Raw genomic sequence first — 13,233 nt, forward strand, 5'->3', positions numbered from 1 at the left:
ATGTTACAGCGACCAACCACGGAACGATTTTCAACGCCGGAACAACTCGGAAGACGTTCCCGTCGTGTCTGGATGGTCTTTGTGGTGTTCTGCGCAGCCGTCATTGCGGCTGCCCTCTACGGCGCAAGCTTCTACGGTCGTATGACCGCGATCGAGGCACTGCAGGGCCAGGGCCACACCGATGCCAATCTGAAGGTCGCGCTGTTGCGCGCGGTGCTCGAACGGCCACGCGCCCTGCCGCTTCTCCTGGCGGAAGATCAGCAGGTGCGCGATGCGCTCGCGAGTGGCAAGGACGACGCCGTCATCACGCTTGACCGCAAACTGGAAACCCTCGTGTCCGGCACCAGTGCCGCGGTGCTTTATGTCACCGGCAAGGACGGCATAGCGATTGCTTCGAGCAACTGGCGCGAGCCGCTGAGCTTCGTCGGAAACGACTATTCCTTCCGTGACTACTTCCGCCGGGCGATGGAGACGGGGACGGCCGAACATTTCGCGCTCGGCACAGTCAGCAATCGCCCCGGCCTCTATATATCCCGTCGCGTCGGCGAAGAGGGTGCGGCGTTGGGCGTCGTGGTCGTCAAGATGGAGTTCGACCAACTCGAAGAAGATTGGCGCGAAGCCGTCCGCCCGGCCTATGTCACCGACGAACATGGCGTCGTGCTGATCACCAGCATTCCCTCCTGGCGGTTCATGACGACGTCGCCGCTGCCGCCCGACAGTCTCGCCGCCATTCGCAAGAGCCTCCAGTTCGGCGGCGCCCCCCTGGCACCCCTGCCGATTTCCCGCCCGGAACCCATTGGCCCAGAGGCTTCGATCGTCCGCGCAGTCCTGCCGGGCAGCAGTGCCGCGGAATATCTGCGGCTGACGATACCGGTCCCCTCAACGCCCTGGAGGCTGGACTATCTCATCCCGACGGATCAGGCGATTGCATCCGCCGTCCGAGAGACGCGCTTCCTGGCGTTGACCGTGCTGGTGCCGATCCTGGCGATCGCCGCCTTTCTGCTAAGGCGCCGTCACGTCTCGGCAATGCAGATCGCGGTCGGAAGAGTGGCGCGCGAAGAGCTGGAACGGCGCGTGCTGGAGCGCACGGAAGATCTGAGCCAAGCGCGAGACCGTCTGGAGGCGGAAATTTCCGATCATCGGACAACGGAAACCAAGCTGCAGATCGTGCAGCAGGAACTCGTGCAGGCCAACCGTCTCGCCATTCTCGGCCAGGTCGCCGCCGGCGTCGCCCACGAGATCAACCAGCCGGTCGCCACCATCCGCGCCTATGCGGACAATGCCCATATTTTCCTGGATCGAAAGCAGATCGCGCCGGTAAAGGAAAACCTGACCTCCATCGCAGCCCTCACCGAGCGGATCGGCACGATCACCGAGGAGCTGAAGGCATTTGCCCGCAAGGGGCGGAGCGCGCCGAAACCGGTGGAACTCAGAAGCGTTATCGAAGGTGCCGTGGTCCTGCTCAGAAGCCGCTTTGCCGGCCGGCTCGACGCTCTGGAGATCGACCTCCCTCCGGCTGGTCTTACCGTCGTCGGCACGCGCATCCGGCTCGAGCAGGTTCTGATCAACCTCTTTCAGAACGCGCTTGAAGCGCTGGAAGGGCGAGACCGGCCCAGGGTCGAGGTCTCTGCCCGGGAAACAGCCGATGGCGTCGAGGTCACGGTCTCCGACAATGGCCCCGGCATTCCCTCAGCGATCCTTGATTCACTGTTCACGCCGTTCAACACCTCGAAAGAACAGGGCCTTGGCCTTGGCCTCGTCATCTCCAAGGACATCGTCACCGACTATGGCGGTCGCATCGAGGTTGAAAGCAGTGGGAGCGGCACCCGTTTCATCATTCATCTGCGCAAGGCAAGTTCATGAACGACGCATCCCCGGTCTTTCTCATCGACGACGACAAGGATCTGTTGAAGGCGACGAAGCAGACGCTTGAACTCGCCGGCTTTTCTGTCTCCGCCTTTTCGGCTGCGGCGGATGCGCTCGGTGCATTGGAAGCGGATTTCCCCGGCGTCGTCGTTTCCGACATCTGCATGCCACAGATGGATGGGCAGCAGCTGTTCGATCACGTCAAGGCGCGGGACGCGGATCTTCCGGTCATCCTGGTCACCGGTCACGGCGATATCCCGATGGCGGTGAAGGCGATCCAGGACGGCGCCTATGACTTCATCGCCAAACCCTTCGCCACCGACCGGCTGGTGCAAAGCGTACGGCGCGCGGCCGAAAAGCGCCGGCTCGTTCTGGAAAACCGTGCGCTGCGCATTGCCGCTGAGCAGGCGCAAGGCGATCTGCCGCTGATCGGCCAGACGGCGGCGATGGAGCGGCTGCGCCACACATTGCGGCAGATCGCCGATACCGACGTCGACGTGCTGGTGACCGGCGAAACCGGCAGCGGCAAGGAAGTGGTCGCAAGCCTGCTGCATCGCTGGAGCCGGCGGGCAAAGGGCAATTTTGTCGCGCTCAATTGCGGCGCCCTGCCGGAAACCGTCATCGAAAGCGAGCTCTTCGGCCACGAGCCCGGCGCTTTCACCGGCGCGCAGAAGAAGCGCATCGGCCGCATCGAACATGCAAGCGCCGGCACGCTGTTTCTCGACGAAATCGAGAGCATGCCGCCCGCTGTGCAGGTGCAGCTGCTGCGTGTGCTGGAAATGCGGGAAGTCACGCCGCTCGGCACCAACGAGGTACGCCCCGTCGACCTTCGTGTCGTGGCGGCCGCCAAGGTCGATCTTGGCGATCCGCGCCAGCGCGGCGATTTTCGCGAGGACCTTTATTACCGCCTCAACGTCGTCACCATCTCCATCCCGCCGCTGCGCGACCGGCGTGACGATATTCCGCTTCTCTTCGGCTACTTCGCGGAGCGTGCCGCCAGCCGCTTCAAGCGCGACGTGCCGACCATGTCCACCGCCATTCGCCGCCACTTGCAGCACCATGACTGGCCGGGCAATGTTCGCGAGCTGTCGCACTTCGCCGAACGTTTCGTCCTGGGCCTGGAATCTGCGGCAGGCTCGAAGCCGGGCGAAACCCCTTCCACCGACACAGTGTTGCCCCTGCCCGCCCGCGTCGAGCGCTATGAGGCGGACCTGATCCGCGAAACGCTTGCCCAAAATGGCGGCGATGTCCGCCGGACGATCGAGGCGCTCGGCATCCCGCGCAAGACCTTTTACGACAAGCTTCAGCGCCATGGCATTGTCCGTAGCGAATTTGCGGGTTTTGATGGCGAGGACTAGCAACACCAGACTAAAAGATAGCCGGCAATAATCTTCGACATGCCCATCTGTTCATGCGGATATCGGGCATTAGATAGACGTAAGGGACGCCCGGCTGTTCTTGCCGGCCGGGCGGTGAGGAGAATAGAGGAGATATGACGGACATTGGTCTCCGCAACGCGGTCAAACGTGTTGCGCTGTTGAATCTTGGCTATTTCGGTGTCGAATTTGCCGTAGCCCTATCCATCGGCTCGGTATCGCTTTTCGCCGACAGCATCGATTTCCTTGAAGACGCCTCAGTCAGTCTTCTGATCCTGATGGCGCTCAGCTGGAGCATACGCAATCGTGCCCGTGTCGGCATGGCGCTGGCGGGGATCTTGCTCATCCCCGGACTGGCAACCATCTGGACCGCCTGGCATAAATTCATGGTTCCGGTGGCCCCGGAGCCGCTGCCGTTGTCCCTGACAGGCTTTGGAGCGCTGGTTGTTAATCTCTCCTGCGCCATGATGCTGGTTCGCTTTCGCGACCATAGCGGCAGCTTGACCCGCGCTGCCTTTCTATCTGCCCGCAATGATGCACTTGCCAATATCGCTATCGTCGCGGCCGGTATCGTGACGGCGTTCCTGTGGCATTCCGCCTGGCCGGATCTTATTGTCGGCATAGCCATCGCTGTGATGAATGCCGATGCGGCGCGCGAGGTCTGGATGACGGCAAGAGACGAACAAAGGGCAGCCGCTTAAGCGCCCGACGCGCGAATTGCGTCTGTTTGGGGTGCCAATTGCGCCGCCACGAAGGCCGTGCGGTCCAGCACTGCCATGGCTTGCTCAACCAGGCCTTCCAGCGCCTGCGCGCTCTCGCATGCCTGCACGATCAACGGCGCGCTCAGGCAGATTCTCAAGGCACTCGCCGGCATATCGCCGAAATCGGCGCAGCGAACCGGCTGCCCAAGACGCACCGGCGCAAGGCCACCCTTTTCGATTGCCAGTTCCTTATAAACTGCAGCGGTCTCCGCCGCCGGCAGGAGGCCTCCGTGATAGGGATTCCTGAGGTAGAATGAAAAGATCGACGGGATTTCGTCCCAACGCGATCCGCGGGGACGGTCCCCCAAGCGTTTTCGATCTATGGCGCGCGTATCGAGCGGTTCGAAGGCGTTGTCGCGCTCCAGCCGATGCTGCACTGCCCCGGCAAAAGCGGACAGGACAGCGGTTACCTTTTCTTCGGGCAATTTAAGGAAACGTTCCAGCTCAAACAGAGCCGCCTTCCATCGCAATAGGAGCCCGAAATTGGCGCGATGCGGCAACCCATCCGCCGCCGCCCAGTCCTCCGGCCAATCCGCTCGCGCGCAATAATCGGCAAGCGCTGCCGGCAAAGCCTGCAGCTTCAGGCGAGCCGACAATCGCGGCGGGCACAATAGCGCCCCGCTGAAGATCGGCCCGGCCAGGAACTTCGACCCCGTCAGCGCCACCAGGAAGTCATGGGCGAGATAGGCGCGGATCGTTGCGGCGGAAACGCGGAACTGGCAGGCATCGATCATGATGTCGAGCATGGCGCCGAAACGCGCCTTCAGGCGGAAAACCGTCACGAGGCTCGGCGCCAGCAAGCTGGTCTTGGAGACGTCCGTCACGATCAGAAGGCATCTGAGACCGGCGGCGCGGGCGAGTTCGATCAGCCCCCTCAGCTCGCTCTCGATTTCTTCGTCGCTGCGCAAGGTACCATCGGCGTTCCGCACCGCGATTGCGGTATTGCGCGTCATCTGTCCGGGGCTGAGCTCCTCGCCCTTGGCAACGGGGCGATCGCTGCTGACGCGGCTCATGAAGTGCCGGCCGGCAGCGGCGGCCATGACCCCGCTCCCGGTCTCGTTGCCCATCAGCGTTATGGTCATCAATGTCCGGTCATCCTCGCGCGCCAGCAGCGCGGCGACGAAAAGATGGAGATCGGTGCCCGATGTCGCCACGACAGCATCCACTTGCTCCGAGCTGCCATCAAGGCCGAGCAGGTGCAGCAGTTCCGTCCGGACCTTCGCGATCTCCTGCGCGTAGATGTCAGCGGCGGGATGCGTTTCCATCTCCCGCAGAAGTTTCGAATGATAGGCACCGACTGCCGCGAAGGCGGGCGTAGAAATGGTCGATGCGGTGGAGGAGCCGAAGGCAAGGTCGAGCGGCCGAGGCGATGGACCGTGGCCATACATGTTGAGGCCCGTCACCGGTTCGCAATCCAGCCTTTCGTCTCCGCCGGAAACTAGGCAAGCAAGGAGCGTGTCACAATCGTTATCCAACTGGCTGCTCGAAGTGAGGCCAGAGACACGGTCGTCAAAGCTCTTTTGCATGCGCGGCATTCCTGTTGCTGTCCTTTATCGACGCACTTCGAATGCGCGCATCGATGTCTATGAGACATTAGGCCAAGCAAGATGGAGCGAGGCTGACGTGCCGATCGGATAGGTCCAGGCAATCGCAGATATGAAAAACCCGCCGCCATGGTGGCGACGGGCTCAACGACGATTTGGCAGGTTGCTTAGCCGGCGGCCGTAAGCTTGTCCTGGGTCTTGGTGTCGAAATCGCTGGCGTCATGGCGCTCATGCAATTGGTCGGCGGGATCGCCGTGCAGGCGATTGACCTTGCGCCCACGCTTCACGGCCGGCCGTGCGAAGATCTGCTCAGCCCAGCGTTGGACGTTCTTATAATCCTGCACCTGAAGGAACTCAGCCGCACCATACTGCCAACCCTTCGCAAGAGCACCATACCAGGGCCAAACGGCGATATCGGCAATCGTATAGTCCTTACCTCCAAGATATTCGCTTTCGGCGAGACGGCGATCGAGCACGTCAAGCTCGCGCTTCACCTCCATGGCGAAGCGGTCGATCGCATATTCGATCTTTGTCGGCGCATAGGCATAGAAATGGCCGAAACCGCCGCCGAGATATGGGGCGCTTCCCATCTGCCAGAACAGCCAGGACAGGCATTCGGCGCGAGCCGGTTGCTCGGTCGGCAGGAAGGCGCCGAACTTCTCAGCGAGATAGGTCAGGATCGAGCCGGATTCGAAGACCCGGATCGGGGTCGGGCCGCTGCGATCCAGCAGCGCCGGGATCTTGGAGTTCGGATTGACATCGACGAAACCGCTTCCGAACTGATCACCTTCGCCGATCTTGATCAGCCAGGCGTCGTATTCAGCGCCGCTATGGCCGAGAGCCAGCAGCTCCTCGAGCATGATCGTGACCTTCACGCCGTTCGGCGTTCCCAGCGAATAGAGCTGGAGGGGATGGCGGCCGACCGGCAATTCCTTCTCATGCGTCGGTCCGGCGATCGGACGGTTGATGTTGGCGAATTGGCCTCCGTTCGCCTTGTTCCAGACCCAGATCTTCGGCGGCGTGTATTCGGCAGAATCGGTCATGCTCAAACTCCTGATTTTCGGCGGATACAATTGCGATGTATCGACCGATCTAGCGCGTTCTCCATTACGCACATAGGGGGCACGATCAATTTTTACGAGAGGGCAGGATCACATTGGCGTCAGGAATTGCGCGTGAGGACCTGACTGGCTTCGCAGCCGGGCCGCTAGAGGAATTCGCCTCAGCCCAAAACGAAAAAGCCTGCCGCGGGAGGAGGTGCGGCAGGCTTTTCGAAAAGAACCGAACAGCAGCTGGGAGGAGGAGTGCTGCTGTTCCCGCAGGCGACCTTGGGAGGAGGATAAGAGCGCCTGCATCATCGAAGGGACGCGGGAGGAGGTGCATCGCTTCGATAAATATGACTATACACTAGACCTGCTTACTTCATAGGCATTTATTTGCAGGGCAGCTATGCGTTATGCGAAAAGCAGGAGGCTTCTGGGCGACAGATCCCTCAACCGAAAGGTCGAGTTTCGCCTGGCATGCACGCAAAACAAAAGCGCCCGCTCGGGAAGAAGCAGGCGCCAGCAGAATTTTGACTGTAGATCAGCGTTTTACGCTGTTAGCGAACAACGGCCGCACGGGCGACGTTGCGGATTTCGCTGCGGCCGATGCCGAGGTCATGCAGTTCGCGCGTGGACATACGGCCCAGTTCGGCGACCGTCTGACGATACTTGAGCCAGTTATTAAAAGAGCGTGCTACGTTCATGATGATCCCCTTTCCTAGGGTATTCGAAGCTGAGCTGCCGTGCTTGGCGCTCCATCCGCTTCGATGAGAGAGATATAGTGCGAAACCCTCGTTGATTGTATAGACAAGACTTCAGTGCACCCATGCGAATGACGCATGGGTCATACAGCATACGACAGACGGTCCGTCCGCTCCGCCTCCCCTCGACCGCGGATCGATCTGCGATTTGCTGATGACAGGACAATCTTTCTCTGCGAAAAAGATACCGATTGAGAGACAGGGGCGTCCGTCGATGACGGGCTGAGAAGCACCCTTTGAACCTGAACCAGATCATGCTGGCGGAGGGAGTCGCTCGGGGTCTCGGCATGTTGCGTCGCCTCCCCTTTGCGTCTCGCCCCGCCCGAAAGGCGCGTTATGCAAAACCCGACCACCACTCCAGGCAGCCTGTTGACCGCAATGCGGGCAAACCCGCCGCTGGTACAATGCATCACCAACTTCGTCGCAATGAACATCGCCGCCAATGTGATGCTCGCCGCCGGCGCATCGCCCGCCATGGTGCATGCCGAGGAGGAGGCCGGCGAGTTCGCCGCGATCTCCGGCGCGTTGACGATCAATATCGGCACGCTTTCCACAGGCTGGCTGGCCGGCATGACATCAGCGGCACAGGCGGCAAACAAGGCGGGCAAGCCCTGGGTTCTGGACCCCGTGGCACATTACGCCACATCCTTCAGGCGCCGATCGGTCGCGCAGTTGCTGGAACTGCAGCCGACGATAATCCGCGGCAATGCCTCGGAAATCATTGCGCTTGCCGGAGGCACCAGTCGTGGCCAGGGCGTCGATAGCCGCGATCCGGTCGAACTGGCAGAGGAAGCCGCCGTCCAGCTTGCCCAAAAGCATCGCACGATCGTTGCGGTCACCGGCGCCACGGATTTCGTCACCGACGGAAACAAAGCCAGCCGCATAGAGGGTGGCTCGCCGCTCATGCCGCAGGTGACCGCGCTCGGTTGCTCTCTCACCTGCCTCGTCGGCGCCTTCGCGGCGACAAGACCGGATCATCCGCTCGATGCGACGGTCGCGGCGCTGGCCGCTTTCGCCGTGGCAGGCGAACGGGCAGGCCGTCAAGTCGACGGACCCGGTTCGTTTTCATGGCGCTTCCTCGATGCGCTGGCCGCGCTCGATGAAAAGGCGATCGACAGCGAAGCAAGGGTCATCTCGCTATGAAGCACTTCGATCTCTCCCTTTACCTAGTCCTCGATCCTGTGCTCTGCGCCGGTATCGGCATGGTGGAAACCACACGCGCTGCTGTCGCTGGCGGCGCCACCATCGTGCAGCTGCGCGACAAGCATGCCTCGACCGCAAGCATGATCGAAACCGGTCTGGCGCTGAAGCAGGCGCTGGCGGACACGAGCGCACGCCTTATCGTCAACGACGATGTCGAAGCAGCAATCGCGATCGGGGCCGACGGATTGCATATCGGCCAGGATGACATGGATGCCCTCACTGCTCGCCGACTGATCGGTCCCGACATGATCCTCGGCCTCTCGGTGGAGACCGAAACACTTGCTGCCGCCATTGACCCTGCCGTCGTTGACTACGCCGGGATCGGCCCAGTTTTCGCGACACCGACGAAGCCTGACCACAAACGACCGATCGGCTTCGCCGGCCTTGCCCGTATGATCGATCTCTGCCCCGTTCCATCGGTTGCGATTGGCGGCTTGAAAGCCGAACATGCAGCCGAGGCCCTCTTGGCCGGTGCCGATGGTATCGCCGTCGTTTCGGCCATATGCGGCACGCCGGACCCACGGACTGCAGCAGCCGAGATCGCCAAAACCATCAGAGAAGCGAGATCATGATCCGAAACGTACTCTCCATCGCCGGCTCCGACCCATCCGGCGGCGCCGGCATCCAGGCTGACCTGAAAGCGTTTTCAGCGCGCGGCGTCTATGGAATGGCGGCGCTGACTGCGCTGACGGCACAGAACACGCAAGGTGTTTCCGGCGTCCACCCCGTCCCGCCGCAATTCGTTGCCGATCAGACCGAGGCGATCTTTGCCGATGTCCGTGTCGACGCCATCAAGATCGGCATGATCGCAAATGCAGCCATCGCCGAGGCCGTCGCCGACGCGCTCGCCCCACATCGAGACATTCCGATCGTCCTCGATCCGGTGATGATCGCCAAGGGCGGTGCCGCGCTGCTCGCAGCTGACGCCGTTGATGTCCTGACTAGACGGCTTCTACCGCTCGCCACGCTGCTGACGCCCAACCTACCGGAGGCAGCAGCCCTTCTGCACGAACCAGTCGCCGAAAATCGCGAGACGATGGCGCGGCAGGCACAAGCATTGGCGAAACTCGGACCATTGGCTGTCCTGATCAAGGGCGGTCACCTTGATAGTGATGAGAGCCCCGACGTGCTTGCCAGCCCAGAGGGCCTTATCTGGTTCGAAGCCAGCCGCGTGCCGACCAAGAACACGCATGGGACCGGCTGCACCCTGTCCAGTGCCCTCGCCGCCGAAATCGCCAAGGGCGCGACGCTGGCGGAAGCCGTCGCCACCGCCAAGCATTATCTCGCCGGCGCGGTTGCCGCAGCCGGAACGCTTTCCGTCGGTAGCGGCCATGGGCCGGTTCAGCATTTTCACGCGCTATGGCCAGCCACAGAAGGACAACCGAAATGAGCCTGCCTCTTAACCAGCAAATCGTCATCGCCTCCGGTGCCGGCCGTGGCTTCGGCGCGGCGATCGCGGGCGCCTTTGTCCGCGAAGGTGCGAAGGTCGCCATCAATTATCGCGCCAGCCGCGAGCCTGCCGAGGCGCTGGCCGCCCGGCTCGGGGACCATGCCCAAGCGTTCCAGGCCGATATCCGCAGCCAGGACGAAACAGAAAGGCTCGTTGAGGAGGTCACGGCGCATTTCGGAGCACCCACGACGATCGTGCATAATGCGCTTGCCGATTTCAGCTTCAACGGCGATGCCCGCCCGAAATTGGATGAGCTGAGCTGGAAGGCAATCGCCGTGCAACTCGACACTGCCCTGCTAGGTGCGCTCAATCTCATTCAGGCGGCACAGCCCTCGATGGCAAAAGCCGGCTTCGGTCGGATCGTGACCATCGGCACGAACCTCTTTCAGAATCCGGTCGTGCCCTACCATGATTACACGGCCGCCAAGGCCGCTCTGCTCTCGCTAACGCGAACGGCGGCCGCGGAACTCGGGCCGCAGGGGATAACGGTCAACATGGTGTCCGGTGGCCTGCTCCGCACCACGGATGCCAGCAGCGCCACGCCGGAAGCCGTGTTCGATCTCATTGCCGCAAACACGCCGCTTCGTCGCGTGACGACACCGGAAGAAGCGGCGGACGCCGTCCTCTTCTTCGCAAGCCCCTGGGCGCGGGCGGTGACCGGTCAGAACCTCATTGTAGATGGCGGGCTGGTCTTCGGATAACGTCAAAAAAAAATGCCGGCTGCAAGCCGGCATTTTCATGAAAGTTTTGCTGTAGCCGTCATCTGCAAGTCATTGCCATTTTTACGAAAATGACAATGCCACCACATCAGGCCTTCTTCAGAAACTCGGTTCTGAGAACCAGATCCTTAATTTTTTCAGCCCGGCATTCGATCTCGTCTTCGTTACCGGTCAACCGGATGCCCTTGATCAGCGTCCCGCGCTTCAGAGTTACGGATGTCCCCTTGACCTTCAGATCCTTGATCAGGGTTACGTTGTCGCCGTCGGCGAGCACTGTTCCGTTGCTGTCTCTTACATCCATCGTCTTGCTCCCGTCGCTATGTCTTGACTGCTGGGCCACATAGCAGGCGGCGAACCGGTCGAATAGCGCAAAAAGACCGATTAGCTCCAGCCCAAGGCGAACACGCCAAAGAGAATGACGACGCCCAGCACGACGCGATAGATCACGAAGGGCCAGGTGGAGAACCGCTCCAGGAAGCGCATCAGGCCCCAGATCGCCACGAAGGACGAGATACAGCCGACGATCAGCCCGACGATCAGCACCGACCATGCCTCCATCGGAATATGCGCCTTATAAAGCGTCAACAGCTCTTTCAGTCCGGCCAAGGCGATCGCCGGCAGTCCGAGCAGAAAGGAGAATCGGGCGGCCTCGTCGCGCTTCAAGCCGAGAAACAACGCTCCGGTCAGCGTCGAGCCGGACCGCGATACGCCGGGGATAAGGGCGCCGACCTGTGTGATGCCGACAAACAGCGCATCGAGCAAGGTCATTTGCTCCATGTCTTTCCTGTGCCGGCTGTAAAGTTCGGCCGCCGCCAAAAGGAGACCCATGACGAGGCAGGCGATGCCGATGACCCAGAGGCTGCGAAGGGAGGTACCGCAGGCATTCAGGGACGACGATAACAGCAAGCCGGCGATGCCGATCGGGATCGTCGCGATGACAATAGCAATCGCGAGCCGTATCGCGGGCGACCGCCAATCCCTCTGTCGGATCGCATCGACCGATCCGAAAGCGACATAGCGAACGTCACTCCAGAAATAGGAGATAATCGCGGCGAGTGCTGCAAGCTGCATCGCCGCCGAGAATGCCGAACCCGGATCCTGCCAACCGAGCAGAGCCGGCACAAGCCGCATGTGGGCAGTGGAGGAAACCGGCAGTAGCTCGGTCAGACCTTGCACCACGCCAAGCAGTGCGATTTTGGCATAACCCAGGGCAACGAACCCCGTATCCACACCCTGCGTACAAACATCAGCCACGTATCAACATCCTCGGTTATTCGTTCGAACCGTGCGGCCTGAACGGCGCAATATATATCCGTTCGTGATGAGGCCGCACTCCGGTGATCTTTTGAATTCTATTCGTCTTCGTCAGGCAAAGCCTGCATGTAACGAATCACGCCATAGAAGGCGCCGAAGACAAGGAGCGCGCCGACAACGTGGTAGACGTCGTGCCTAGCTGTGTGGTGATGCCGCACCAAAAGGTTCAGCACATTGTACGATACTATGGCAATTGCCGTCATGATCGGCGCCACGACGAGCGCCATGTTCCGATGAATGAATTTAACCATCACGCACCTCTTTCTCCGATGTCTGGGCAGCCGCCAAATTGCAGACGAATTTGGACAGGCTGGGGCAGCCGGACTCACGAGGTATGATATGAAAATGAACCGGCGCTGAAAAACGAGCGTCGGACAGGGCGCAACGCGAAGGGAAGAAGCATCCGCTATTTGCTGTAGAGCGCCCGCGACCTTTCCAGGTGCTTCATCACGGCCGCTTCGGCGCCATCGGCATCATGGACGGAAAGCTGTTCCAGTATCTCTTCATGTTCGGCGAGCGTGAACTTTTCCTTGCCCGTCCAGATGAGCAGATCCGTATGATAGGTCTTGAGCCAGGCCAGCATTGCCTCGCTGACGGCAGCGAAGATCGGGTTTCCGGAAATCTGCGCGATGCGCGTGTGAAACTGCATGTCGGCCGAAATAAACTCCTCGGCACGCCCTAGGGACTGGCGCTGCCGTTCGATGATATCTCCGAGATCGGCGATGTCTTTTTCGGTCGCGCGCTGCGCGGCCTCACGGGCCATGCCGCGTTCGAAGAATATACGCGCACTTTTCAGGTGCTCGAGAGAGTCCGAAGACTGTGACAGCATGATCTTCGCGGTCAGATCCACCTGCCGGAAAATCGATTTCGCGGTGAGCTGAAGCACCTTCGCCCGTTCACCATGCGAGATGTTCACCAATCCCATATTGGCGAGAGACTGCATCGCCTCGCGGATCGCTGGGCGACCGACGCCGAAGCGTTCCATCAGCACCCGCTCGGATGGCATTTCATCGCCGGGCTTGAGTTCTCCCGATGTAATCAACCGCTCTAGCCGGTCGAATACCTCGTCAGACAGCTTCCGACGGACGATCTGTTCGATTGGTTGGCTCATGACATCTCGCTGGCTCAAAGCTTTCCTCCCTTATGCCGTGTCAAATGGAGTCGAGGAAGCCCGTTCAGAACGGTTGACCGCTCCT

14 protein-coding genes and 1 riboswitch are annotated in these 13,233 nt (G+C 61.0%); of the genes, 7 read left to right on the forward strand and 7 right to left on the reverse strand.

What is annotated here, in order from left to right; translation table 11 throughout:
* From RRH01S_RS13815 to RRH01S_RS13825, 3 genes are all read left to right on the forward strand, one after another.
* A complete protein-coding gene (locus RRH01S_RS13815) occupies positions 1 to 1,863 on the forward strand; it encodes a sensor histidine kinase (protein WP_085946467.1) in 1,863 nt (620 codons plus the stop codon).
* Positions 1,860 to 3,224: a sigma-54-dependent transcriptional regulator gene (locus tag RRH01S_RS13820; RefSeq protein WP_042472096.1), complete on the forward strand. Its 1,365-nt coding sequence runs from the start codon at positions 1,860 to 1,862 to the stop codon at positions 3,222 to 3,224. The genes RRH01S_RS13815 and RRH01S_RS13820 overlap by 4 nt, the downstream gene beginning before the upstream one ends.
* A 134-nt stretch (positions 3,225 to 3,358) precedes the next feature.
* Positions 3,359 to 3,943 (forward strand): cation efflux transmembrane domain-containing protein, encoded by a 585-nt coding sequence (locus RRH01S_RS13825; protein ID WP_015917634.1) that lies wholly within the window; start codon positions 3,359 to 3,361, stop codon positions 3,941 to 3,943.
* Here the strand turns inward: RRH01S_RS13825 and RRH01S_RS13830 are convergent.
* The 3 genes from RRH01S_RS13830 to RRH01S_RS33455 form a co-directional block, all read right to left on the reverse strand.
* Entirely contained in the window at positions 3,940 to 5,529 is a 1,590-nt protein-coding gene (locus RRH01S_RS13830) for a hypothetical protein (RefSeq protein WP_110924627.1), read from the reverse strand. The two genes, RRH01S_RS13825 and RRH01S_RS13830, sit on opposite strands and share 4 nt — an antisense overlap.
* Before the next feature lie 185 nt (positions 5,530 to 5,714).
* Entirely contained in the window at positions 5,715 to 6,590 is an 876-nt protein-coding gene (gene yghU, locus RRH01S_RS13835; protein WP_015917636.1) for a glutathione-dependent disulfide-bond oxidoreductase, read from the reverse strand.
* 557 nt (positions 6,591 to 7,147) lie between these two features.
* Positions 7,148 to 7,294, reverse strand: coding sequence for a DUF1127 domain-containing protein (locus RRH01S_RS33455; protein ID WP_007697761.1), 147 nt, complete (start codon positions 7,292 to 7,294; stop codon positions 7,148 to 7,150).
* 247 nt (positions 7,295 to 7,541) lie between these two features.
* Positions 7,542 to 7,637, forward strand: a riboswitch (TPP riboswitch).
* 50 nt (positions 7,638 to 7,687) lie between these two features.
* Between RRH01S_RS33455 and thiM the strand changes: the two genes are divergently transcribed.
* The 4 genes from thiM to RRH01S_RS13855 are packed head-to-tail and all read left to right on the forward strand — an operon-like array spanning position 7,688 to position 10,705.
* Complete coding sequence (gene thiM / locus RRH01S_RS13840; protein WP_015917638.1) at positions 7,688 to 8,494, forward strand: hydroxyethylthiazole kinase; 807 nt, start codon at positions 7,688 to 7,690, stop codon at positions 8,492 to 8,494.
* Positions 8,491 to 9,126 (forward strand): thiamine phosphate synthase, encoded by a 636-nt coding sequence (gene thiE / locus RRH01S_RS13845; RefSeq protein WP_015917639.1) that lies wholly within the window; start codon positions 8,491 to 8,493, stop codon positions 9,124 to 9,126. The genes thiM and thiE overlap by 4 nt, the downstream gene beginning before the upstream one ends.
* Positions 9,123 to 9,944, forward strand: a complete 822-nt coding sequence (gene thiD / locus RRH01S_RS13850) for a bifunctional hydroxymethylpyrimidine kinase/phosphomethylpyrimidine kinase (protein WP_015917640.1) — start codon at positions 9,123 to 9,125, stop codon at positions 9,942 to 9,944. The genes thiE and thiD overlap by 4 nt, the downstream gene beginning before the upstream one ends.
* Positions 9,941 to 10,705 carry a 3-oxoacyl-ACP reductase gene (locus RRH01S_RS13855; RefSeq protein WP_015917641.1) on the forward strand — a complete coding sequence of 255 codons (765 nt, stop codon included), beginning with the start codon at positions 9,941 to 9,943 and terminating at the stop codon, positions 10,703 to 10,705. Before thiD ends, RRH01S_RS13855 begins: the two co-directional genes overlap by 4 nt.
* A gap of 106 nt (positions 10,706 to 10,811) precedes the next feature.
* Here the strand turns inward: RRH01S_RS13855 and RRH01S_RS13860 are convergent, their stop codons facing one another.
* The 4 genes from RRH01S_RS13860 to RRH01S_RS13875 form a co-directional block, all read right to left on the reverse strand.
* Positions 10,812 to 11,024 carry an alkylphosphonate utilization protein gene (locus RRH01S_RS13860; RefSeq protein ID WP_007697731.1) on the reverse strand — a complete coding sequence of 71 codons (213 nt, stop codon included), beginning with the start codon at positions 11,022 to 11,024 and terminating at the stop codon, positions 10,812 to 10,814.
* An 80-nt stretch (positions 11,025 to 11,104) separates the two neighbouring features.
* Positions 11,105 to 11,977: an undecaprenyl-diphosphate phosphatase gene (locus RRH01S_RS13865; RefSeq protein ID WP_007697728.1), complete on the reverse strand. Its 873-nt coding sequence runs from the start codon at positions 11,975 to 11,977 to the stop codon at positions 11,105 to 11,107.
* 98 nt (positions 11,978 to 12,075) lie between these two features.
* Positions 12,076 to 12,288 (reverse strand): hypothetical protein, encoded by a 213-nt coding sequence (locus RRH01S_RS13870; RefSeq protein ID WP_007697724.1) that lies wholly within the window; start codon positions 12,286 to 12,288, stop codon positions 12,076 to 12,078.
* Positions 12,289 to 12,443: 155 nt separating this feature from the next.
* Positions 12,444 to 13,148, reverse strand: a complete 705-nt coding sequence (locus RRH01S_RS13875; protein ID WP_007697722.1) for a transcriptional regulator NanR — start codon at positions 13,146 to 13,148, stop codon at positions 12,444 to 12,446.
* Between the last annotated feature and the right edge of the window lie 85 nt (positions 13,149 to 13,233).

The sequence above is a fragment of the Rhizobium rhizogenes NBRC 13257 genome, assembly GCF_000696095.1.
GTDB lineage: Bacteria > Pseudomonadota > Alphaproteobacteria > Rhizobiales > Rhizobiaceae > Rhizobium > Rhizobium rhizogenes.